The organism is Chryseobacterium sp. CS3K3.1 (assembly GCF_059515165.1).
Genome location: NZ_JCAKRV010000016.1, coordinates 83,289 through 108,047 on the forward strand (window position 1 = coordinate 83,289; position 24,759 = coordinate 108,047).

Annotated in this window: 20 protein-coding genes; 9 read left to right on the forward strand and 11 right to left on the reverse strand. The window is 37.6% G+C overall.

Annotated features, from left to right (window positions below; translation table 11 throughout):
* Window positions 1-107: 107 nt before the first annotated feature.
* The gene (locus tag AC5YGI_RS15500) at window positions 108-1,403 is read right to left on the reverse strand and encodes an Ig-like domain-containing protein (protein WP_496168943.1); all 1,296 of its coding nucleotides are present in this window, start codon (window positions 1,401-1,403) and stop codon (window positions 108-110) included.
* A gap of 234 nt (window positions 1,404-1,637) precedes the next feature.
* Between AC5YGI_RS15500 and AC5YGI_RS15505 the strand changes: the two genes are divergently transcribed.
* The 7 genes from AC5YGI_RS15505 (at window position 1,638) to AC5YGI_RS15535 (ending at window position 8,899) form a co-directional block, all read left to right on the forward strand.
* The gene (locus tag AC5YGI_RS15505; protein ID WP_330746010.1) at window positions 1,638-2,519 is read left to right on the forward strand and encodes a cupin-like domain-containing protein; all 882 of its coding nucleotides are present in this window, start codon (window positions 1,638-1,640) and stop codon (window positions 2,517-2,519) included.
* 111 nt (window positions 2,520-2,630) lie between these two features.
* Window positions 2,631-3,344, forward strand: coding sequence for a hypothetical protein (locus tag AC5YGI_RS15510; protein ID WP_446106163.1), 714 nt, complete (start codon window positions 2,631-2,633; stop codon window positions 3,342-3,344).
* A 57-nt stretch (window positions 3,345-3,401) separates the two neighbouring features.
* Complete coding sequence (locus AC5YGI_RS15515) at window positions 3,402-3,938, forward strand: TetR/AcrR family transcriptional regulator (protein WP_330746008.1); 537 nt, start codon at window positions 3,402-3,404, stop codon at window positions 3,936-3,938.
* Window positions 3,939-3,948: 10 nt separating this feature from the next.
* Window positions 3,949-4,482, forward strand: a complete 534-nt coding sequence (locus AC5YGI_RS15520) for a Crp/Fnr family transcriptional regulator (RefSeq protein WP_446106164.1) — start codon at window positions 3,949-3,951, stop codon at window positions 4,480-4,482.
* 67 nt (window positions 4,483-4,549) lie between these two features.
* On the forward strand, window positions 4,550-4,933 hold the full coding sequence (locus AC5YGI_RS15525) for a hypothetical protein (protein ID WP_446106165.1): 384 nt from the start codon (window positions 4,550-4,552) through the stop codon (window positions 4,931-4,933).
* Between the two features lie 113 nt (window positions 4,934-5,046).
* Window positions 5,047-7,857, forward strand: a complete 2,811-nt coding sequence (locus tag AC5YGI_RS15530) for a TonB-dependent receptor (RefSeq protein ID WP_446106166.1) — start codon at window positions 5,047-5,049, stop codon at window positions 7,855-7,857.
* 7 nt (window positions 7,858-7,864) lie between these two features.
* On the forward strand, window positions 7,865-8,899 hold the full coding sequence (locus tag AC5YGI_RS15535; protein ID WP_496168944.1) for a phytase: 1,035 nt from the start codon (window positions 7,865-7,867) through the stop codon (window positions 8,897-8,899).
* A gap of 1,570 nt (window positions 8,900-10,469) precedes the next feature.
* Here the strand turns inward: AC5YGI_RS15535 and AC5YGI_RS15540 are convergent.
* Window positions 10,470-12,719, reverse strand: a complete 2,250-nt coding sequence (locus AC5YGI_RS15540) for an ATP-binding cassette domain-containing protein (protein ID WP_496168945.1) — start codon at window positions 12,717-12,719, stop codon at window positions 10,470-10,472.
* Between the two features lie 51 nt (window positions 12,720-12,770).
* Between AC5YGI_RS15540 and AC5YGI_RS15545 the strand changes: the two genes are divergently transcribed.
* Window positions 12,771-13,193 carry a MarR family winged helix-turn-helix transcriptional regulator gene (locus AC5YGI_RS15545; RefSeq protein WP_330746003.1) on the forward strand — a complete coding sequence of 141 codons (423 nt, stop codon included), beginning with the start codon at window positions 12,771-12,773 and terminating at the stop codon, window positions 13,191-13,193.
* A 9-nt stretch (window positions 13,194-13,202) separates the two neighbouring features.
* Here the strand turns inward: AC5YGI_RS15545 and AC5YGI_RS15550 are convergent, their stop codons facing one another.
* From AC5YGI_RS15550 to AC5YGI_RS15590, 9 genes are all read right to left on the reverse strand, one after another.
* Window positions 13,203-13,925, reverse strand: coding sequence for a sterol desaturase family protein (locus tag AC5YGI_RS15550; protein ID WP_496168946.1), 723 nt, complete (start codon window positions 13,923-13,925; stop codon window positions 13,203-13,205).
* A 79-nt stretch (window positions 13,926-14,004) separates the two neighbouring features.
* Window positions 14,005-14,274 (reverse strand): hypothetical protein, encoded by a 270-nt coding sequence (locus AC5YGI_RS15555; RefSeq protein WP_062670440.1) that lies wholly within the window; start codon window positions 14,272-14,274, stop codon window positions 14,005-14,007.
* Between the two features lie 245 nt (window positions 14,275-14,519).
* Window positions 14,520-15,860 (reverse strand): S41 family peptidase, encoded by a 1,341-nt coding sequence (locus tag AC5YGI_RS15560; RefSeq protein WP_496168947.1) that lies wholly within the window; start codon window positions 15,858-15,860, stop codon window positions 14,520-14,522.
* Window positions 15,861-15,867: 7 nt separating this feature from the next.
* Entirely contained in the window at window positions 15,868-16,611 is a 744-nt protein-coding gene (locus tag AC5YGI_RS15565; protein WP_330745999.1) for a hypothetical protein, read from the reverse strand.
* 177 nt (window positions 16,612-16,788) lie between these two features.
* Window positions 16,789-17,712: a T9SS-dependent choice-of-anchor J family protein gene (locus AC5YGI_RS15570; protein ID WP_330745998.1), complete on the reverse strand. Its 924-nt coding sequence runs from the start codon at window positions 17,710-17,712 to the stop codon at window positions 16,789-16,791.
* 75 nt (window positions 17,713-17,787) lie between these two features.
* Window positions 17,788-19,080, reverse strand: coding sequence for a beta-helix domain-containing protein (locus AC5YGI_RS15575; protein ID WP_227941570.1), 1,293 nt, complete (start codon window positions 19,078-19,080; stop codon window positions 17,788-17,790).
* Between the two features lie 53 nt (window positions 19,081-19,133).
* Entirely contained in the window at window positions 19,134-19,349 is a 216-nt protein-coding gene (locus AC5YGI_RS15580; RefSeq protein WP_330745997.1) for a hypothetical protein, read from the reverse strand.
* Between the two features lie 40 nt (window positions 19,350-19,389).
* On the reverse strand, window positions 19,390-22,692 hold the full coding sequence (locus AC5YGI_RS15585) for a TonB-dependent receptor (protein ID WP_330745996.1): 3,303 nt from the start codon (window positions 22,690-22,692) through the stop codon (window positions 19,390-19,392).
* A gap of 47 nt (window positions 22,693-22,739) precedes the next feature.
* Complete coding sequence (locus AC5YGI_RS15590) at window positions 22,740-23,696, reverse strand: FecR family protein (protein WP_330745995.1); 957 nt, start codon at window positions 23,694-23,696, stop codon at window positions 22,740-22,742.
* A gap of 241 nt (window positions 23,697-23,937) precedes the next feature.
* On the opposite strand from AC5YGI_RS15590, the gene AC5YGI_RS15595 reads away from it, so the two are divergent.
* A complete protein-coding gene (locus AC5YGI_RS15595; RefSeq protein WP_330745994.1) occupies window positions 23,938-24,564 on the forward strand; it encodes an RNA polymerase sigma factor in 627 nt (208 codons plus the stop codon).
* The last annotated feature ends 195 nt before the right edge of the window (window positions 24,565-24,759 follow it).

The window sequence follows — 24,759 nt, forward strand, 5'->3', positions numbered from 1 at the left end:
ATTTACTGTCCCAAACTTTCTGTTATACCTGAAAGAAGTAACAATAAGCAAAAAGCAAACTATTAAAGCTGTACGTAAAATCTGGTTATCACTCATTTGTAATCCAACTATTTTTCCCTCGTTTTAAATTTTATAACCAAGTTTTCATCTTTCAGAGGGTATCCTTCTTTAGACCTGAAACTTTTATTGGTGAGTATAAATTCATATTCTTTGCCAGGCTTTACATCTACTCCCAAGACCAACGTTTTATCATTATTTTCCATTCCTTTCACTTTGGTCATCGGCATATATTCTTTTCCTTTATCAGAAAGATTGAATGAATAGTATCCGGGAACCATTTCCTGTGAAAAAGTAATTCGGAGTTCTTTTGTATCGGCACTTACGCTCGCAGAGCCATTTTCAGGATCTATTTTTACAACATATGGCTGCTTCTTACGATATTCTTTCAAAAGATCAGCGGTTTTTTCCTTGAAAAATTTTGATTTGCTCAGGAAATCTTCAACAGCTTTATTATCATCATAATTCAGCTCAATAATATCTTTGATGGCCTGCTTTTTATCTTTTGCATTCTGGTAATACATTTTACTGATTTCATACCCCACATAATACCCTAAATCGGCTCCTTCTCCTTTTTGTCTTCCATTATAAAACCAGTTCGGAAGATTACCGCTAAACATTTCTTTTTTAAACTGAGCTTTAATTTCAGCTTCGTGAGCCATTCCGTATGAAATATATTTCCTTTTCAAAGGTTCATTCATCACAAGTTCGGCAATCAGATCACATGATCCTTCCCTGATAGCCTGATTTAAAACCCTGTTCTGATATCCGGCCTGCTGGGTATGGATGTATTCATGAATATTCAGGGAAACGATATTATCCAGAGACTGGTTGGCAAAAACCCCCTTCAACCATTCATCTTCAAATTCTGAGACCTCTGTAGTCCCTGTTCCGGTGGCAAGTTCTGCACCTACCAATACCATATTTCCGCTCACAGTTCCGCCAGAGTTAAGTGCCCCAATTGTAAAATACATTTCAGCATCTTTAAGTTCAGGATACAATTGCTTCAACCTGGCAACACCTGCTTCCAGCTCTTGGGTTTTGGTTTTTATTGTTAAGGTATTGGGTCTGACTGAATTCCAGAATTTAGGATACTTCTCAATAACTTTTACATACATACTATCGTTATAATCTCTGGCATCCATAAAAGCTTTTAAGCCCTTTGTTGCTTTACCAGTATAGAGTCGTTTGATAAGATCAAGCTTTCCGGAATAATCATTTGTTTTTTGAATACTGTCATAAGCCATCCAAAAATTATCAATATCTGAAGTAAAAATCCTTGTTGATTTCTGTGAAAAAGCACTTGCAAATACAAGCGAAAGAATAATGGTCGAAATACGCTTCATGACTGTTTTTAATACAACAATGATACATACAATTATTGTATTCTACAAATATCGCCTATCGTTTGCACACAATAGAATTAAAAGAATAACAGAAACATCCTCATCATAATAACTCCAAAAAAGTAAGGTGTAAATCTACATTTTACTCTTTATTTATATTAATTCCAAATAATTTTAATTCTTTCCATCTTTTTATCACAAATATTTAATACTTTAGCTTAATAATTTGAACGAATGGGAATAATCCTTAAACCAATTGATATTGTAGATGACATTTCACAAGAAGATTTCCGTGAAAAATATCTAAAGCCATGTAAGCCGGTGGTAATCAGAAATATGGCAAGAAAGTGGCCCGCTTATCAGAAATGGACGATGGATTACATGAAAGAAGTAGTAGGCGATGTTGAAGTTCCCCTTTATGATAGTTCCAAAGCAGATCCTGCCGCTCCTATCAATACTCCGACTACAAAAATGCCTTTTCGTGATTATGTTGATCTTATCCAGAGAGAGCCTACAGATCTGAGAATTTTCTTCTTTGATCCTATAAAATTTGCTCCGAAACTGTTAGACGATTATGTTCCGCCAAAGAATCTTATGGGTGGATTTTTAGATAAATATCCCAGTATGTTTTTCGGAGGCAAAGGGTCTGTGACTTTCCTTCACTACGATATCGACATGCCGCATATTTTCCACACCCATTTCAACGGAAGAAAGCATGTACTTCTGTTTGAATACAAATGGAAAACACGTCTGTATAAGCTTCCTTATGCTACCTATGCACTGGAAGATTATGATATTGCCAATCCTGACTTTGAAAAGTTTCCGGCTTTGAACGGTATAGAAGGCATTGAATGTTTTCTGGAACACGGAGATACATTGTTCATGCCTACAGGCTGGTGGCACTGGATGAAATATCTGGACGGATCTTTCTCTATTTCCCTGCGTGCCTGGGATAAAAGCTGGGCTGTAAAAGCACATTCCCTATGGAATCTTGCTGTTCAGCGTAATTTTGATAACTTCATGAAAGCCAGATACAAAAAAAGGTATATGGACTGGAAAGAAAGAAAAGCAGTAGAAAAAGCCCATATCGCTTTGAAAAAAGGACTGCCAAAATAAAATAAAGGTGGATGATTCGTTCAGAATCATCCACTTTTTTTATTCACTTTTGAGATGTATTGCAAAAAATAATTAAATTGCAAAACGTTCCCTTAATACAAATACACATATATGTTTGAAAAATTAATCGATAGCTTTGAGAAGCTGTGCCTGCAAATTATTATTGAAATCTTATTGGTTCCGGTAACCATATTCAAATTGTTTCAGGATCCCCGCCGATGTTATGACCTGTCTGCTCACGAGATGGAAAAAGAAGAAACTGAACGTTTTCACGATTACCTTTCTCCTATCAAACTGTCTGTTTATACCTCTGTGATTGTCTCTGTTCTTTTAATGGATTATGGTGGTGAGCATAATATTATTTCAAAGATCAAAGGGCTCAGTATGGTAGAAAAAGCGCTCTTTATATTTTTGATGAATAATATTACTGCGGTAGTATTCACCGTTGCCATATTATGGTACAAAAAAGAAAAAGTGAATACCGTCACCTTCCGGACCTTATTATTTTCTTTTATTTATACAACCGTATATACCTCTACTCCTTTTTTTATATTAATCAGCTCGGCTATGTTTCTGGGACAAACTTTGAATGTAAATGCTTACATACAAAGCCTGGACAAGATAAGTAATTATGGAACAAGAGAATATTTGTTCTTTTTCGCTTTTCTGGTTTTTATTATCATTGGAATTATCGGAATTTTCAAGCTTTTCAAAGCGTTGCATTATATTCTGAAAAATAACTTCACTTATCATCCTTATATCGTATGGTTTTTTACCTTACTTTTCTTTGTTATTCAGTTATATTATACAAAAGGATTTATTTAAAAACCAACACCTACCAGTCTGTTCATATTTTATTTACATTTGTAAAAATTTTACATTATGCCTAAGCCTCGCGAAAGAATAATAAGCACTGCTATGGTTCTCTTCCATAGACAAGGTTATAACAATACGGGCATCAATCAAATCATTGAGGAGTCTAATGTATCCAAGGCAAGCTTTTACCAGCATTTTAAATCTAAAGATGATCTTTGTATAGAATTTCTTAATAAAAGATATGATTACTGGGTGTCCGAACTTGAAAAATTCACATCTGAAGCAGAAACACTGCAGGAAAAATTCCGGAAATCCTTTGATTTTCTGATCCATATGAATGAAAGAGAAGACTTCAGGGGATGCAGCTTTCTGAATATTTTGTCGGAAATTCCTGCAGATAAGGAAGATATCCACAAGGTAATCCGGGATCATAAAATTAAACTGAGAGAATCCTTCAATGAAGATATCCAAAACGATATGATTTCAGCCCATATCTATCTTCTTTTTGAAAGTTCAATACTGACCAGCCAGCTTTACAGATCGAATGAACTGATTGAAAAATCTAAAATGATCGTAGAGGATCTCCTGAACGACTCCCATTAATCCTTCGGCCATGCATATTCCGGATCTTCATTCTTTTTTGAAAGCTGACCTTCATTTATCCACTGAAGTTACTTATCCTGCTAAAACGATCCTGCTTGAAGAGGGGAAAATTTCTGATAAGATGTTCCTGGTAAAAAAAGGAGCATTGAGAGTATTCTTCTATCAGGATGGAAAAGAACTTACCCTGGAATTTATAACAGAAAACCAGGCTGTTTCATCGTTTGACAGCTTCCTGAATAGCAATCCCAGCGATTTTGTTATTGAAACTCTGGAATCAACCACTGTTTATGAATTACACGCTGAAACTTTTCATAAACTCATGGAAAATGAGGAATTCCAGCACACTTTCCAGCCGCTTTTTTACAAACGTTTCAGTGAAATTAATAAACGGCTGATTTCTTTTATCAGAGATTCACCTCAGGAAAGGTATCAGCAGCTTCTCAAAAACAGACCGGAGCTTCTTCTACGCTTTCCACAGCATTATATTGCCTCTTATCTCGGAATCACAAGTGTTTCATTAAGCAGAATACGCAACCGTAGGTAATTTCTTTACAATTGTTATCGTTCAGTCATGAGTCTGTAAGGTAATTTTGCTTCAAAATAATAAAATTATGAAGCATTTTATCCGGCAGTTATTCAACGATGTACTGGAAAATCCGGTATTTGACGAATTATTAATTGAGAAATATTTTTCAAAAGAATACATTCAGATTGTTGATCATTCTCAGCTTACTTATGATGAATTTGTTCTTCACATCAGAAAACTGAAAGAAAAAGTGGCTGAACAAAAGCTTGATATCATCAGTCACGCTGAAAATGGGAATATCATATTTACCCACCACATAGCAAAATCCACCCTAAAAGATGGAAGTAAGGTGGTACATAAAGTATTGGCAGAATTTACCATCCGGAACCATCAGATTATACGATGTAATGAATTGACTTTGCTCGTAGAGGGAAATGCTGTTGAGAAGAATTTAGGTTCTGAAAGATAGATAAGCTCTATCCCACTATATTAACAATTCTTAAGATATTCTTAATTTTCTCTTCAACGCATTTACCAAACAGACGTTTAATTTTGCTGTTATTTTTATCTAAAATATTAAAAGTGAAGAAAATTTTTACGTCTGTTTTGTTTTGTGCCTCTATTTTTTTCTATGCGCAAAACGGTTCTTTGTCCGGAAATATCAATGATGATTCAAAGATAGCCCTGCCTGGAGCCAAGATCTCATTAAGCCCGGGAAATATATATACCACTTCGGATGAGCACGGAAACTTTGTATTTTTGAATGTTCCTCCGGGAAGTTATACCATGAAAATCGACTACCTGGGTTATGGCGTGCATGAGTATACTGTAACGGTAGAACCTGAAAAAAACACCCGTCAGAATATTATTTTTGACAAGAAAGAGACATCAATTGCAGCCATTGTAGTTTCGGGAGCGACTCTGAAAAATCAGGCAAGAGCCTTGAATAAACAAAGAAATAACGCCAATATTACCAATGTGATTTCTTCTGATCAGATCGGACGCTTTCCGGATGCCAATATCGGAGATGCTTTGAAACGTGTTCCGGGAATTACGATACAAAATGATCAGGGTGAAGCCAGAAATCTTATTATCAGAGGGCTTGCTCCCAATCTGAACTCCGTTACGCTGAATGGTGACAGGATTCCGTCTGCTGAAGGAGATAACCGTAATGTACAGATGGATCTGATTCCTTCTGATATGATTTCTACTATAGAAGTTAATAAGACTTTAACTCCGGATATGGATGCCGATGCCATCGGAGGTTCTGTCAACCTGATTACCAGAGCTTCCCCGAACGGCCAGAGAATTTCCGCAACCGTTGCCGGAGGATACAATCCCATCCGTGAAAAAGGAAATTATACCGCCGGATTTGTGTATGGAAACCGTTTTCTGGATAAGAAATTAGGTGCTGTATTCAGTTTTTCCTATAACAACAACAATTTTGGTTCGGATAATATAGAACCCGTATGGAGCCAGGCCAATGATCTTGCCCAAACGGTTTATGTAAGCAAAATGGGAGTTCGCTATTATAATGAACACCGTATCAGACACAGTTTTGATCTTAATATGGATTATGAATTCAATTCCAAAAACAAGATCTACGCTTCTGCCATGTACAACTTCAGGAATGATAAGGAAACCAGATTTGCTTTAGGATATAAAATAAAACCTGTTTATAATGCTGATGAAACTGAGATTACAGACTGGAAAGGAAGTATCACAAGACAGAATAAAGGAGGTGATGCCGATAATGATAATACCCGTCTGGAAAAACAAAAAGTTCAGAACTATGCTTTAAGAGGAGAACATTTATTAGGAGCTAAAGTGGATCTCGACTGGGCTGTCAATTACGCCATCGCCAGTGAAGATAAGCCTCATCAGCGTTATATTGAGTTTGAAAACAGCAAGATGAACTTCTCTCCGGACCTTAGCAATCCTGAGAAACCTGTGATCAACCTTCTCGCAGCAGACAATCTGGGAAGCTATAAACTGAGTGATCTCTCGGATGCCAATAACTTTACCCAGGAAAAAGAGTTGGGAGCAAAAGTGAATGTACGTTTTCCGTTTTCCGTGATTGATGGGCAAAAAGGACGTCTTCGTACCGGTTTCCGCATGCGTTTGAAGAAAAAGGAAAGAGAAAATGATTTCTATGCTTTTACACCTGTAAACAATATGGGAAGCCTTTTATCGGTGCCAACCATACACCTTAATGGTGAAAACTTCCAGCCGGGAAATTATGTTCCGGGAACATTTGTTGATCCTTCTTTCCTTGGCGGATTGGATTTATTCAATCCAACCTTATTTAACGGTAAGCTGAAACCTGAAAAGTATCTTTCCAGCAACTACAATGCAAAGGAGCAGATCTATGCAGGTTATATCCGTTGGGATCAGGACTTTAATGATAAACTATCGATGATCGTTGGAGCCCGTATTGAAACAACCCAGATTGATTACACCGGAAATTATGTCATGAATGAGAAGGATTTGGTAGGGCAAATCAATAATACCAATACATATACCAATGTCCTTCCGAATATTTCCTTCAAATATGTTCCGGTGCAGGATCTTGTACTTCGTGCAGCATTTACTACCGCTCTTGCCCGCCCTAACTATTATTCTTTAGTTCCTTATCTGAATGTTATTTCGGAAGATGAAATTGTTGCAGCAGGAAATCCGAATCTGAAGGCAACCTATGCCTACAATTTTGATTTCATGGCAGAGAAATATTTCAAGTCTGTAGGGATTCTTTCCGGAGGTGTTTTCTATAAAAATCTTAACGATTTCATTTATACGTATTCCAAAAGAAATTATACCGCGAACGACTTTGCCAATGATTTTGCGGGACAAACCAACCCAATTCCGGCCGGAGAAAGCAACTGGAAATTTACCCAGCAGCGTAATGGTGACAATGTAGATATTTATGGGTTTGAAGTTGCTCTACAAAGACAGCTTGATTTCATTCCCGGAGCTTTCTGGAAAGGACTTGGAGTGTATGTCAACTATACTTACACTAAATCCAAAGCAAAAGGAATTACTAATGAAGAAGGCATTGAAAGAACAGATGTAGGGTTTCCTGGAGCTGCCCCTCATATGTTCAACGGATCTTTATCATGGGAAAACAAACGTTTTTCAGCAAGAATCTCCATGAATTATGCTTCTCATTATATTGATGAGCTTGGTGGCAAGGCATTTGATGACCGTTATTATGACAAACAGTTTTTCCTTGATGCCAATGCTTCCTACAAGATTACCAGCCAGATCAGAGTTTTTGCAGAAGCCAATAATCTGACGAACCAGCCGTTAAGATACTACCAGGGAATCCCAAGCAGAACCGCACAGGCTGAATATTACAGACCAAGGTTTACAATGGGAGTGAAATTTGATTTTTAAAATAAACATGAAAAACCTACATTATATACTGGCTCTTTCAGTTCTTCCTTTTGTGATCAGCTGCAAAGGGCAGAAAGAAGCCATAGAAAAATTAAAACCTGCTGTTATCACAGAAACAGTGGTTCATGATACGGACGATCCTGCCATATGGATCAATCCTCAGGATGCTTCAAAAAGTATAATCATCGGCACAGATAAAGATACGGATGGAGGTTTGTACGCCTTTGATCTTAACGGGAAAATCATCCATAAAGTATTAGGATTGAAGCGCCCCAACAATGTTGATCTTGAATATGGTTTTATTTTAAATGGAAAGAAAACAGACATCGCTGCCGTAACGGAAAGGGAAACGAACAAAGTAAAATTATATTCGCTTCCTGAACTGAAAGAAGTGGGAGAAATCTCTGTATTTGAAGGAGAAACGGAACGTGGTCCGATGGGAGTTTCCATGTATAAAAATCCGCAGACAGAAGAAATATTTGTCATTGCCGGAAGAAAATCTGGTCCAGGTGATGGCTACCTTTGGCAATATAAACTTTCTGAGAAAAATGGGTCTGTCACAGGAGAAGTTGTCCGTAAATTTGGAAAATACAGCGGTTTGAAAGAGATTGAAAGCATTGCTGTAGATGATGAAATGGGCTATATCTATTATTCTGATGAACAGTTTGGAGTTCATAAATATTATGCTGATCCGGGTAAAGGTAATGAGGAATTAGCTGTTTTCGGAAAAGGCGATTTTAAATCTGATGTGGAAGGAATTTCCATCTATCCCACTGATAAAGGAAAAGGTTATATTCTGGTTTCGAACCAGCAAAATGATACCTTCAATGTCTACTTAAGAGAAGACCAATCAAAGGGCAGAATTGCAGAAATTCCTGTTTCTACATTAGAAAGTGATGGTTCTGAAGTGACCCATGTTAACTTGGGTCCAAAATTCCCGAAAGGCGTTTTTGTTGCGATGAGCAATGGCCGAGTATTTCATTATTATGACTGGAGAGTGATTGAAAAAGCCATTAAATCTGCGGTAAAGGCTGGAAAATAAAAGAATTTTGAACCATTAAGGCTGATGGTTTTAAGAGTATTAAGTTGAGTTACAAGTATGAGATTGCTTCACTTTTGGTTCGCAATGACAGGTTGCCCATCTTGATACTCTTCATTTTTTCATTCTTCTTAATGGTTTATCATCTTAAAAGTTTTTCAACGCAAAGTTGATTCTAAAGGTAGCAATATTTTAGGAAGCTAAGAAAGAGTTGATTTGCAATCAACCGATGAAGCTGGTGTTTATCTATAAGCTTTTTAAGCAGCTTGCTGCAGCTCTTTGCTGCCTTAGAAATAAGAAAGCTTAATTTTTTAACTTTGCGTTTTAAAAAAATCCATCTAAGTAAAGCCCATCTTTTTTCATTATTCTTAATAGTTTATCATCTTAAAAGTTTTTCAACGCAAAGCTGATTTTAAGGGTAGCAATATTTTAGGAAGCTAAGAAAGAGTTGATTTGCAATCAACCGATGAAGCTGGTGTTTATCTATAAGCTTTTTAAGCAGCTTGCTGCAGCTCTTTGATACCTTAGAAATAAGAAAGCTTAATTTTTTAACTTTGCGTTTTAAAAAAATCCATCTAAGTAAAGCCCATCTTTTTTCAGTTTTCTTAATGGTTTATCATCTTAAAAGTTTTTTAACGCAAAGTTGATTCTAAGGGTAGCAATATTTTAGGAAGCTAAGAAAGAGTTGATTTGCAATCAACCGATGAAGCTGTGGTGTTTATCTATAAGCTTTTTAAGCAGCTTGCTGCAGCTCTTTGATACCTTAGAAATAAGAAAGCTTAATTTTTTAACTTTGCGTTTTAAAAAAATCCATCAAAGTAGAGCCCATCTTTTTTCATTCTTCTCAATGGTTTATCATCTTAAAAGTTTTTCAACCAAAAGTTGATTCTAAAGGTAGCAATATTTTAGGAAGCTAAGAAAGAGTTGATTTGCAATCAACCGATGAAGCTGTGGTGTTTATCTATAAGCTTTTTAAGCAGCTTGCTGCAGCTCTTTGCTGCCTTAGAAATAAGAAAGCTTAATTTTTTAACTTTGCGTTTTAAAAAAATCCATCTAAGTAAAGCCCATCTTTTTTCATTATTCTTAATAGTTTATCATCTTAAAAGTTTTTCAACCAAAAGTTGATTCTAAAGGTAGCAATATTTTAGGAAGCTAAGAAAGAGTTGATTTGCAATCAACCGATGAAGCTGGTGTTTATCTATAAGCTTTTTAAGCAGCTTGCTGAAGCTCTTTGCTACCTTAGAAATAAGAAAGCTTAATTTTTTAACTTTGCGTTTTAAAAAAATCCATCAAAGTAAAGCCCATCTTTTTTCAGTTTTCTTAATGGTTTATCATCTTAAAAGTTTTTCAACGCAAAGTTGATTCTAAGGGTAGCAATATTTTAGGAAGCTAAGAAAGAGTTGATTTGCAATCAACCGATGAAGCTGGTGTTTATCTATAAGCTTTTTAAGCAGCTTGCTACAGCTCTTTGCTACCTTAAAAGTAAAAAATTATCTCTTAAACTTTGCGTTAAAATTTAATTCCATTCTTATAAACTAAAGCTCATTCTAATACGCTTTATTTTTCATTCCTTTCACTGAATATGTTTCCTCAAAAACTCTGCAGTGAATGATGTTTTATTTTTCAAAAGATCCACCGGAGTTCCTTCAAACAATACTTCACCTCCAAATTTTCCTGCGCCCGGTCCCATATCAATAATCCAGTCTGCCTGGGAAATAATATCAAGATTGTGTTCGATAACAATCAGCGTATTATTCTGATCTGCAAGACCATTAAAAAACGCAAGCAGTTTTTGGGTATCGCTTGGATGTAGCCCTGTGCTCGGTTCATCAAGAATAATGATCTGATTGGTATTTTTCAGTTCTCTTGTGAGTTTCAGGCGCTGTCTTTCGCCTCCGGAAAAGCTGTCCAGTCTTTGCCCCAATGTCAGATAATCAAGACCTAATTGTATCAGCAGATCAAAATTTCTGAGCACCAATTCTTCCTTAAAAAAATCAGCAGCCTCAGAAACCGTCATGCTCATGACTTCTGCAATTGTTTTTCCGTTGTAGGCATATTGCAGTACATCAGGATCAAATCCCGATCCGCCGCAAACCTCGCATGGCTGCTCAATATCATCCATAAAAGCCAGATCAATCTTTTCTATTCCCAAACCTTTACAATTTTTACAGGCTCCATCACTGTTTCTGCTGAACAGTCTATCAGAAACATGATTGGATTGTGCAAAAAGCTTACGTACACTATCTGATATTCCGAGATAAGTAAGCAAATTGGAGCGGGCACTTGCAGCGAACAAAGATTGATCAATAATAGTTACATCCGGATAGAGTTCCGGGAGCATACGATTTATCAGGGTACTTTTGCCGGATCCTGCAACACCGGTTACGACTGTTATTATCCCGGTGGGAATATTTACCGTCACATTTTTAAGATTATATCTGTTGGCATTTTTAATTTCCAGATAGCCATCAGGTTTTCTGAATTCTTGTTTGATGGAAGGTTTCTTTGCGAAATAAGAACCTGTTTTACCTTTCGATTTTTTTAAATCTTTAAATGTCCCGTCATAGATCACTTCTCCTCCATTTCTTCCTGAACCAGGGCCTATATCAATCACCCTGTCCGCCATTCTGATCAGATCCGGATCATGCTCAACGATTAAAACAGAGTTTCCTTTGTCTCTGATCTGCTGAATAATAGTGATGATATTCTGCAGATCCTTCGGATGAAGTCCAATACTGGGTTCATCAAAAATATACAACAGATCTACCAGGCTGTTTCCCAGACTCCGAACCATTTTTATACGCTGAGATTCTCCTCCGGAAAGCGTATTGGTACTTCTGTCAAGAGTCAGATACTGTAATCCGATCGTGATGATATTCTGCAGCTTTACGGAAAGCTCCTTAATAATAACTTCATAGGCACCGGAGTCCAGAGAACTGATAAATTCCAGCAATTCATCTACAGAAAGCGCCATACAGTCTGCGATATTCATTCCCTGAATTTTACAGGACAGGATTTTTTCATTCAGACGTTTTCCCTGGCAAGACGGGCACGTTTTGGTAATCACAATATTCTTCAGAGCATCTTTTCTTGTAATGTTTTCTTTAGAATCTTTTTTTAAAAATGCTTTTTCAATTCTTGGAACAATGCCTTCGTATTTTACCGTTTTTCCCCATTCTTTATGTGGATGTTGAGGTTTGTGCTCCGGTGCATACAGCAAAGTTTCCCATTCTTTATCGGTGAAATCCTTTAATTTTTTATCATTATCGAAATAACCGGACAAAGTATATCTTGTTAAACGCCATCCACCAGGCTGGAAAGTCGGAAACCGGATGGCGCCTTCATGTAAGGATTTTTCACGATCAATCAAAGTATTTACATTCAAAGTCTGAACAAATCCCAATCCTTCACATTCAGGACACATTCCCTGCGGGTGATTGAATGAAAATACATTGGAATATCCTACAAACGGCTCTCCCATTCTGGAAAACAAAAGTCTTAAAGAAGCAGACACATCCGCTGCCGTTCCTACCGTAGATCTGGCATTTCCGCCTAACTGTTTTTGATTGATAATGATTGGAACATTAAGGTTTTCAATTTTATCGACATCCGGAAGGCCATAATGCTGCAATCGGTTTCTGATAAAGCTGTTCTGGGTCTCGTTAATCTGTCTTTGTGCTTCAGCCCCAATCGTTTCAAAGACCAAAGATGATTTTCCCGATCCCGATACTCCCGTAAAAACCACGATCCTGTACTTTGGAATTTTTATGGAAATATTTTTGAGATTATTCTGACGGGCGTTCGTAATTTCTATATTTTCCATGATAAAAATACTTAACTTTGTTAATATTTAACTAAGTTAAGCATATTTGTAATGAAACCCATTGAAAAAGAATTTTTTAACACATTTACTGATTTCCAATGCCTTATTCTGGCTCACATGAACCGGGGTGATATTAACGGAGTCACCGCAGCCCATTATAATATTATTGAATTTATTTTAAGAAAAGGAACAGCCACAGGGGGAGAAATATCGTCAGCATTTAATATCAGTCAGGCTGCCATTTCGAAACAGTTGAAATTTTTGATCACTCATGATTTTATTATCAGAAAACAGGAGGAAAAAGATCACAGGAAATTTAATCTTTCGGTCACCGACAAAGGACGATTTATCATAGAAAATTCGGAAACATTCCGTAAGAATATTACACGGCAGACAGCTTCTATACTCACTTCTAAAGAACTCGAAAATTTTAATTATCTGCTGGGTAAAGTTTTGAATAATATAAAACTGTAGTATCCATAGTTACTTATACGTCCCGAATAACCTGTCCCAGATTGAAGTATAAAATCCAAAGTTTTTACTTTCATCCAAATGGTGCTGGTTATGAAACCTGGTTGTTCCCACAAAAAAGCGGTCAAAAGACACCGGAAAAAATTCTCTGTTCAGATGCCCTATCGTTCCCCAGATCAGATTAAGCAAAAGATAGATGGAAATCGAAATGACAGAGAAATCATATCCTATGAGTATAACCAGCATCATTAGTCCAAACCTTATGGTTTCCAAAGGATCCAGAACAAAAAGGCTCAAAAAATTGGTACTGACATGCTGATGATGTTTTCCATGGAGCATTTTATAGATGAAGGGTAAATGTGCCGTAAAATGGAAGAGATACATCAAAAAATCCATCAAAAGAAGTAAAACAGCAACTTCCGCTGTTATGCCAATTACTGATTCTGTATGTCCCAGCACAATCCATCCTTTTTTCCATAAAAAAGCTCCGAGTAACATGACAAAGCTGTTACACAATATTGTAAGCAGACTAAGATAAAAATCGGATCCGGTGACAGGATGATTCTTCTCCTGCAGCTGACTTTTACGACAAGTCTTCTCGATAAAAATATATAAACCTATGGAAAACAGGTAGAGGAAAATATTGGCAATCAGGCTGAATATCATCCATTGCAGCCAGGAAAACTGCCAAAATACCTGTAAATAACCGGAAAGTTCTGTCTGAGTAAAATTCATAAGTCTTTCATCCTTCTGCTTGATGTCATAAAGGTATGAATTTCACCGTAAAATCAACCGATAAAGTACATTCCGGGCTTTATTTCTGTCTTGCCTTTCTTCTGAGCTCCCTCAGTCTTGACGTGAGCTTTTTTCTCAAATCGTTATGATAGGCCCGGTAGTTTTTGATGCTGTTTTCCAGATTTTTCTTGTTAAGCAAATACTCTTCGTACAGATGTCCCAGTTCTGAAATTTGGGTAATCACCTCCGAAGGCTGGCTTTCAGGATCTTCCGCAGCTTCTATCAGCAGACGGTAATATTCAATACGGCTGGTCAGGTTCATGTGAAGTTTTGGTTCTATTCCCTGCATGATTTTATGATTTTATTGTGTTTTTAAATAGATAAAAGGCAAAATATCTTATTCTTTTACTATTCGATATATTATTTTTTTACTATTAAATAAATCTTTTAAATTTTTTCTTGAACCATTAAGATGGTATTAAGGTGTTAAGATTATGAAGACAAGCTTCGTATTAACTTTACTTTATTTCTTCAAGCTTCTTAATGGTTTAAAATATTGACATTCATTTTCTTTCTTTGTCTTTTCCATTCAAATTATTTTTCCATCATTACGGGAGGTACATCACTTTGAAATAAAATTTTGATATTTCCATTCTTTTCATGACCCGCTGATTTGAAATAACCACCGTTAAGTGCAGAAGAAATAAGGGTTTCATTGGGATCTCCCAAAGGTAATAATGGCAGTCCGGCAAATTCATTGACATTGCTCTGCGGGGAAATTCCACTACTGTATTCTCCGGCTCCGCTGGCATTAAAGACTTTATAGATCACCGGATGAATCTGCCAGGAAATTTTTCTGGGTTTACGCTTGTCTTCCACTACAAATCCGGCCATATCTTTCCCCAGCGTAATATCCCCTATCTGAATCACCTGCATATAAGGTTTGAGATTATTCACAACAATCTCAGCAGCAGATGCCGTACTGTTCGATGTGAGGATATATACTTTCTGTAATCCCAGCGCATTCGCACGCAACGTTGCAAAGTCCAACGCTTTGGGATCATAGGCAATTTGCTGGGCAAATGTTCTTTTTACTTCCCCTCCGTTTTTATTTCCTTTAAAAATGATGAACGGCGAGGCGGATGATAGTCCTGAAGGAATCAGTGAACACAGTGCTGCGGCAGATGACACCGAGCCTCCATAATTGTATCGAAGATCCAGAATTAATTCCTTTACTCCGGCGGCCTTCAATTCCCCAAACTTTTGATATAGCGTCTGCGTCATTCCGTCAGGGAAATCATAGATGTAGAGATAGCCCACTTTTTTTCCGTTTTTCTCAAAAATTTTCGATAAAACAGGCTGTTCAAAAGAGAAACCATAATAAACGGTAATATTTTTTTCATCCGTAACGCCTCCGTTTTGCCACTTTCCAACGGTAAGCTCTACAACGGTCTGATCTTTAATGGATGAAGCCATTGCTTCGGCATTTGCGGCTGTCATTGCTATTCCATTCACTTTGGTAATGATCATTCCCCTTTCCAGCCCTGCATTGAAAGCCGGGGAATTTTGAAGCACCAGCTTCACTACAGTAACCACTTCATTATTAGCAAGCTGAACAATGGTATAATCAAAACCGTACATATTCCTTATCGAACGTGGATAAGAAGAAGAATCTTCCGTATTCACCATGAAAGAAAACCGGTCCTTTGAAGACAATAGGCTTTTAAAAAAATCTTTTACAGGAAGCTTATAATCCGGCTTTGCAGGCATCTCATCTGCCCAGTAATAGTATCTTTTCATACTGTCCTGAACCCACAGATTCACGGATTCTGTACTTCCTTCCGGAAATACGGGTGCGCTTTCGTCGTTATTATTGGTACACGAAATAAGAAGGACTGCGGCCGCAATACATTGAAGTTTTAAAAAGCTTTTCATACGCAAATCACAGATATTCTGCTATATCGATATCTCCTTTTACCACCCATTCTCCATTTTCCATTTTTTCCTGAAGAACAATCATATTAGCGCCTGTATGTTGTTTTAATTTCACCTGAATCATTTTTGATCCCGCATAAGGCTCTGTCGTTCCCGGTTTGTATAATTCAAGATATATGGGAGCTGTCGAGCTGAAAAAACTATAGATTTTCACTGCCGTAAAGTTGTCTTTTCCAATATTGTCAAACTCGGCAAGCACGACTCCGTTTTCTCTTTTCAAAATACCTTTTGTCTCTTTCAGAGAGGTTCCGGAAAATTCACCCAGGTTGGGAAAAATAAATTCAAAACCTACTTTTCCCAGATTTACCTGGGGTTTTACGGCATAGGTCTGCAGATAGATTCCGGGGAGATTAAAGAAATACAGGTTTTTATAATCATTTATATTGTCATAGGTAATATTGTATTTTGCAATTTCAGCGCCTGTTTCATAATTATAGACAGACAATTTATTGATTTCTCCCTGATCCAGTACAAACTGAAGCCGGGTTTCTATTTTATTGGTGTAAGATGTTTTTCCATCAATAGATACAGGCTGTCCGTTCAACCTCAGCTGAAGTACATCAGGTTTGGAAAATCCCTTGATATTAACGTCTCCTGGTTTCTGTACTTTATCATACAGCTCCATCGTATTATTGTCCGTACATGAAAACAGTACAGTGAAAAACAGTAGTAATGCGAAGATTTTGTTCATCTTTCTTCAATTATTTCTTGTAAAACTTTAAAATATTGCCCGGCCCATGGGCCGGGCAATATATAATTATAAAAAAACTAGTTGGATATGTTCCGGATAGCTTTTTTCAAAGACTCTCCGTTATTTATTTAAAATTTCATGGTGTTCCTAAAATCAGATTCCAAGGGGATAGAATGATTATTTTTTAATAAACTTCAGCCTTTCCGTAATCTTTCCATCTGTAATTTCTGCGATATACGCTCCCGATATAAGGATTGCTGTATTAATCGCTTTAGAATACTGAGTGGTTAATACTTTTTGTCCCGCTGCATTGTAAATATTCACTACAGTTGTATTTTCTTTCAATGCCGGATTAAGCTGCATCTGTAAAGATTCTCTAACCGGATTTTCTGCTATTTGTGTTACAATTTTGTTTCTTTTTACATCCTTAGTTCCCAAAGATGGTGTATTAAAAATTCCTATTTCATCAATATTGATGTTCTGGACATTATTTCCGCTCGTTTTTCTGTTTGACCACATTCCGATATAAATCTTTTTCCCTGCAAAAGCAGAAAGATCTACAAGGGATTCTACAAACTGGGTAAGATCTGCCGGAAAAGGATTTGCTGAGTCACCTACCTGTATTTTATAGATACTCTGAACATCATTTCCGTCTGCATCTACGGTCATCGCCTGAAAGTCTGATAATGTCGGAACTTCTTTCTGCGGTGTGCTTACATAGATAAAAAGTTCTCTGGCAACAATCGTGTGAGTAGATCTCTGTCTCCCGATATAAGCGGCCAGCGTAATGGTTCCTGCAATATTGGTAAGGTCAATCTGAGGAGAAATAATCCAGTCATTTTCTGTGGTAAATCCGTTAGCATTTCCAGTTGGAACCAAATTGATAGAATGGCGTAGAACACCTGCAGTTCCATAGGCCAAGGTAGTTCCGTTGTGATAAATGTTCTGCCCCTGTACCCATCCGTTGCCATTGTTGTTCAGGTCATGAAAAGTCCAGCCCTGAAGATCGGCAGGAGTATCAAACGAATTTCCCCATACCAGAGACTGTGCTGCAGCCAGGTGGGATAAAAACAGAACAGATGATAAAATTATTTTTTTCATAATGCTGATGATTAAAATTTTTGAAGTAAAAGCAAGGAATCAGCATGTGCTGTTCCCTGCTTTTTAAAGTTTTTATTATTCTACAATGGAGAAGTTGTATTTTGTCCAAAGTCCCTGGAAGTTTCCACAGTTTCTTGGAGAAACATTCCAACCACCTTCGTTGAAGAAAGGCTGGCTCATACCCCATAGAGATGCTGGAGTACCAGTCGCCAGGTTAGCTGCAGGAATTCCTGCTGTACCTGTACCTGTAACTGAAGTAGTAAATCCGTGAACCTGGATGGTGCTGTATGCTGAAGCTGAAGAAAGTTCAGAACCTGTACCTTCTACTTTGATACCCACAGGGTAACCTGTAACGACAGCGTTATTTAATGTTAATCTTCCGTGTCTTCTGATGTGGATACCGTTTTCATATAAAACGCCTTTAGAAGAGTTCTTGGCACCGATAATAGTAAGATTGTTGATCACCGGATGAGTCAACAATGTTGTAGAAGAACCTTCTGCGTTGTTATCAAGCTCGATCCCGTTAGAATCCGGGCTTGCTCCGCTAAGACTGTGTGTAGAGTTGTAATCTGCCAAAGCTAATGCACAAGTAATTGTTCCTGTATATCCGTTATCGAAGTCGAAGTTATCGTCATCAGCAGCAAAAGAAACAAGGTTTGAAGCGTTTACAGTTCCTCCGAAGAATTCAAAAGAGTCATCTTTTCCAAAAGAAACCTGAATATGATCTAAAGTAGTTCCGTTTCCAACTCCTCCTAACGTAAGACCGTTGATTTCGTTACCTGAATTCGGAGCTAAAAGATCATATCCTGCAAACTCGATACGAACATATTTTAATGTTCCTCCGTTGTGAGAAGCATTGGTACCTCCGTAATAGAAATCAGGACCGGATAATCCTTCAATTGTTTTTGTGAATGGAGTGTTTGTAGGCGCATCACCCAATATAACAACACCTCCGAAGTCACCAGGAGCAGCAGTTGTATCTTCGTTTCCGTCTAACAATTTGTAGCTGGTGAAAATAATGGGCTGAGCTTCTGTACCCGCTGCATTGATTTTTCCTGTTTTAGCAATTACCAAAACTCCGGTAGCTGTATTGTTTGCGCTTGGCTTGGCTTTAATGAATGTACCAGGCTGAATGGTTAATGTAGCACCATTTTTTACAGTTACAATTCCATCTAATTCAACTACTCCACTCCATGTAGTATTTGAAGTAATAGCACCACTTACGGTAGTTACCGGAAGAGCAGAAGCTGTAAGGTACTCAGCAGAAGTAGATTTCATTTCGAACGGAGAAGATGAATCTGCCAGTTGATCATTTTGACAAGCTGTAAGAGATAATGCTGCCACTGCAATTAGAGTTAGTCTTTTCATTGTTATAATTTTTAATAAATCCGGTTGTGTTATTTTTATACCAGATCAGTTTTTTATTCAGGAATATCCTCCTCTCTATTCCTTCGATTTGTTTTTTGGTGTTCATCCCATCGCTGCAGGAGGAGCTGCATTGCGGGCGTTCCCATGAAAATCGTTAATGCCTGGGAAAAGCTGTTAACGTCCGGTTTTCTCAGAACTGTACTGCTGTGCGCATCATCAGTATTCTTCAGTTTTTGATCAGGTTCCCGAAACCTGTACGTTTCTATCATTAAGATATCTTTCTATTGTTGTACTGGGCATATTCACTTTCTAAAACATATAGTTTACACTTAGGCTGAACATTCTTCCGCTGTAAGCCCGAAACATAATCTTATCAATATTCTTATCGTATCTGTCTGTTGCACCGGGTAAAAGTCCCCAGGCTTCTCGTTCCGTTCCGATGGCACTACCCAATCCAAGCGGTATTGAGTAGGAATTGTAATTGTTATAGTATTCTTTCACCCTGTTGAATAAGTTTCTTGCATTGAATTTTAATTCAAGGTTTTTATTGCGAAGAAATTTATAGGAGATCTGTGCGTCTGCTACAGCATAAGGACGCTGTATTTCTTCTCCCTTGTAAGCATACCCGACGGTAATGTACTGGTCACCTTTTGCATTGTATAAAAAGCTCAGTCCCAAGCGGTCGCCATCATAGGTCAATCCAAGGTTATAGGCATATGGAGTCTGCCCGTACAACGGACGTTTTACTTCATAGGTTTCATCATTGTCCCCTGTTTTATAGATATCCTTAAAAGCTATTACTTTCGTATGATTATAGGTAAAGTTTCCGCTTATGAAAAGTTTTTCCAGAAAAGTTCCTTCTGCAATAAATCCTAAATTCTTTCTGACTTCTGCTTCAACTCCGGCCAGCTTTGCATTTTTTGAATTACCGTTATAGAGATACAGATTTCCTTCACTGGAAATATGCCCTTCACGTTCTATGGGTCTGTCTATATTTTTATAGTAAAGTCCTGCGGAAAATATTTCTCCAAGGCCGGGAAACCATTCAAATTTGAAATCATAATTATTAATAACAGAAGAGGTCATTTCTGTATTATAAATCAAACCGTTGGCCACCGGATCGAAATAAGGAAGCCCCGTTCTTTCATTAAACTGCGGACGGATAACAGATTTATTATAGGCAAGCCTGAAATTGATTTTATTGGTAGGGCTGTAGGTAAAATTTGCAGAAGGCATCCATTGCCATGGTTTATCCTCAATGGCTGCTCTTTCAACATTCTTTGTATCAGTTGGGTCCAATTGCTGTGAGATAAGATCATATTTAAAGTATTCTGCACGAAGTCCCCAAACTAATCTTAATTTCTTCCAACGGTTATCAAACATCACAAAAACCGCATGCTGTTTTACTTCTCCTTCATATTGATCATTTTTATACAATGCCTTGGTTTCCCATCCGATACCTCCCGGTACATATTGAGATCCATTGAACCAATCCGCAAGGGTACCATACATCGTCAGGTAATTTTTTTCGCTATTCGGAACATCCCGGTTCTCATCTACCCTTAAGAAGAACTTCTGCTGCTGGTTGGTGTTATTCTTTAATGTTCCTGCATATCCTGTCTTCACCGTATTTTTAAAATTTCCTGTATCCAGATCCCATTTCACTGAAGCTCCGTAATTGTAATCGGTTTCTTTGTTGGCGATATATCCTCTGTAGAAATTTCCGCCGGTATTATAAATTTTATGATAGGTCAGAATTTCACTTCCAATAAAATCATAAAGGGTCAGATATTGGGTATAATCTTTCGTATCAGACGTTATGCCCGTTCTTGCTGCAAACCAGCTGACTTCAGTATTGCCTATTTTGTGATTCCCTTCCAGTTTATTTTGCAAAAGGGTCTGAAAGATGGGATAATTGGTATTATCAGTATAAGGTCTGTCTAAGTTTTTGATCTGAGCCGGATCATTATTGGGGATGACACCGTTATAAAAATAATTATAGGCTAGTTCTGCATTGGATGCCATGGCACTACCAGTGGTATATTCATTCCAACCTGTAACTCTTGTTAATGTATTATCAAAAATATGGGTATATGAATTCCGGAATGAAATTCTGTTTTTTCCCAGCTGGAGTCCAAAATTGAGCATCCCTGCCAACGTAGAGTTATAATTATAGGAAGCTCCTTTGTTTTTGAAATTATAAAATGGTATCGGAGCTACTCCCTTTGTTTCCCAATCCGCGACATAAGGTCCGGTAGTATCCAGCCAGTTTCCTCTTCCCGTATGGTCAATATCCAGTTTATTCTGTTCATTTCTGATGACAAATGCTCCGGCAAATCCCCATTTATTATTGTTTTTAAGAGCATATGTTCTTCCTAATGCCAGCTGTATATTAGATCCCATATCACCTCTGGTTTTATAGGTGCTGAAATTGTCATTGGTAAACTGCCTGGACTGTTCAAAAAACCTTGGATCTGTCCAGTTCATCGGCTCCAGTCCTTTGGGAAAATCTCTTGTTCCGTCATCATATCCGAAATAATCGTACTTTCCCCGCTTGCGGGTCAGAAATTCTTTGAAGGCCGACTGATCGTTATATGAAGTTCCTAATGTAACGGTTGTAAAGTTTTCATTGGGAATATCCTTGGTTCTCACTTCTACGTAACCTCCGGCAAAGCTGGCATTCATATCAGGAGTGGCAGATTTGCTTACCACCACACTTTCTACCATTGCCGTAGGAATGATATCAAATGAAAAGTTCTGATTATACGCTTCCGTGCTGGGTAGGTTGATTCCGTCCATGGCCGCGGTGTTCCAACGTTCTCCCATGGATCTTACCACTACATATTTATTATCAATGGTGGTAATTCCTGTTACCCTTTTCAAAGTTCCTCCCACATCGCTGTCGGGTGTCTTGGAAATCTGTTCCGCTGAAATACCATCACTCATCTGGGCTGCTTTCTTCTGCTGGGCAAGAAGTCCCGCCTGAGTATCTGCTTTACGGGCTGCCGTAATCACAACTTCTTTGATATCTGTAATTTTATCGGAAGCTTTGTTTAAAGCAAATGAGACAGAACTGGTTTCGTTATTGATAACAGACAATTTTTCAACTCTCAGCGTATTATATCTGGGAGCTTTTATGGTCAGATTATAAGTTCCGGAAGGAAGATCTATGGTAAAATCTCCGTTATTGTCTGTTACCACAGTTTTCTGAGCAATATTAACTTGTGCTCCGGTAACGGGATTTCCCACCTCATCCACTATTTTACCGGAAATACGTCCCTTTCCCGGTACGGAAATATTTGAACTTTCATATTTTATCGAAATAAGATCACCATGCAGTCGGTATATAACGGGAAGCCCGTTGGTAATGTCCTTCAGACAGTTGTTGACAGAAGTATTTTCGCATTTCACTCCTTTTACCTTCAGCTCTTTAATATCCACTTTGGAATAAGCCAGTCTCATCCCCGTTTTTCCTGCAAATTCTTCTAAAACTTCAATCAACGGTCTGTTGGCAGGTACAGAAAATGTCACTTTCTGAACCAGCTCCTGAGCTTCTGCGGCTACAGTAAAAAATAAGGCTGCTATGGTAATCCCACATTTCAAACTTTTCATACTTAATAGTGTTCTCTTGATTATGATTATTTATTTTTTATAATGATTTATTTCTTAAGGATATAGGTGTTTTCTTTTTTCTGTACTTCCAGTCCCAGGATGAAAGCCAGCGATTCAATATTTTCTCCGACCGTCCCTCCCGTGAAATCAGCAGTAATCTTTTTATCTTCAGCTTCCTTAGGATATTGAACCTTTGTATGATAATTGCTTTCCAGGACTGCTACTACTTCCTTTAAAGGAACATCGTTAAAACTCAGAGACAATATTGACGCAATTCTGCCTGCTGAATTTTTTACAGGTTTCAGTGAAATAACTGCCGTAGTATGAGCAACTCCGAAGTTGGTCCACTTCTGATTAGGCTTAAGGAAAGAAACCGGAACCCCGGGAGTGGATACAGCCACCTTTCCTTCGTAAAGATCAACCGCTTTTTTCTTACCTGACTGTGAAATCTTAAATACCGTTCCCAATACTTTGGTACTGAAGCCATCCGCACGAACGATGAATGGATGTTTTTTAGATTTTGCCACAGAGAATATCGCATCTCCTTTTAAATCCACGACTCTGGTGGACGCAGGAAAAGATTTTTCGACAGTAAGTTCTGCACCTGGTAAGAGCGTAACTACAGATCCATCTTCAAGGTGAACAATACGGTTTCCGGATTTTGCAAGATACACATCTGGCTTAATAAATAAGGTGTACGTAAAAACTCCGCCCAATGACAAAAGCAGAATAATAACTGCTGCAATTTTATAAAGATGTGTTCTAAAACTTTTTGCTGACGGGATAGACACAATATCTTTTTGAGAAAAGTAATTTTCCAGTCCGGATAATACCCTTTCTCTGGATTCTTTAAGATGCACAATATCCAGATCTTTTTCTGCAAGATTTTTCCACTGTTTTAAAAGTTCATTTTCTTTTTCAGAAATTGAGTCTTCCGAAACTTCCCGTTCCCAAAGTCTGAAAACAAAGGCTTCAATATTTTTATATGGTAAAAGTTTTTTCATAGGGGTCTTTCATGTATTCACAGATACTTCTATCTATAAGACAGTGAAAATGAAAAACTTCCCCGGGGCATTCTTAACGTTATATTCACATTACAATCAAATTGTTAATAATTTTCGTCATATTTCACATTTACTCAACATTAACGTTCAATTTTCGGCCTGTTTTTCAGAAATATTTAATCTTATCACACCCAAAGTTCACAAAAAGTTAATTTTCCTTTAGGTAATTTTGTATCACAATATGAGCCCAACAGACTATATATTATTAAAGAAAATAAAATCAGGCGACCGCCCTGCATTTATGCTGCTGTATGACCGGTATTGGGATAGTCTGTACCGCTTTGTTTATGTACGGACACGGGATAAGGAAGTTTCTGAAGAAATCCTCCAGAACCTGTGGATGAAGATTCTTGAGAATACGGATGCCATACAAACCGATGATACAGAAAGTGCCAAAGGCTACCTTCTCCGTCATCTTCATTACCGGATTATTGATTTTTATAACAGCTACAAAAAAGCGCCACCTACGCTGAGTATTGACGAGTTTGATATTCCGAATGAAATAGAAATAGCAGATTCCGAGTATTTTGAAATTCTTGAAGAAAATGAGATCAGTGCTTTATTGACTATGATTGATGAAGTCGTTTCCCAGCTTCCCCCAACGGAACAGCAGGTATACGATATGAGAATCAGGAAAAATATGTCTGTGAATGAAACAGCAGAAGCGCTGGGACTCAGCAATAAAACAGTAAGTAATAAATTAAGCAAAGCTTTGGGAGAAATCCGTGAACAGCTTAATCCGGAGTATAAGTCGTCTAAAAAGCTGGTTTCTATTCTGTTGTTGATGGAGGTTTTGACGAGGTATTGAGGTTGAGATACGGGGTTATGAGGTTCGGGATACGAGATACGAGATGCGGAGGTTCCTCAATAGTCAATTTGCTGCGTAGTCAATGGTCAATTTTTATACCACCTTTTAAATTCACAGCGGAGCGGATTCACCATTCACCTTTCACTTTAATGTCAATAGTAAATTTGCTACGCAGTCAATAGTCCATTTTGTAAC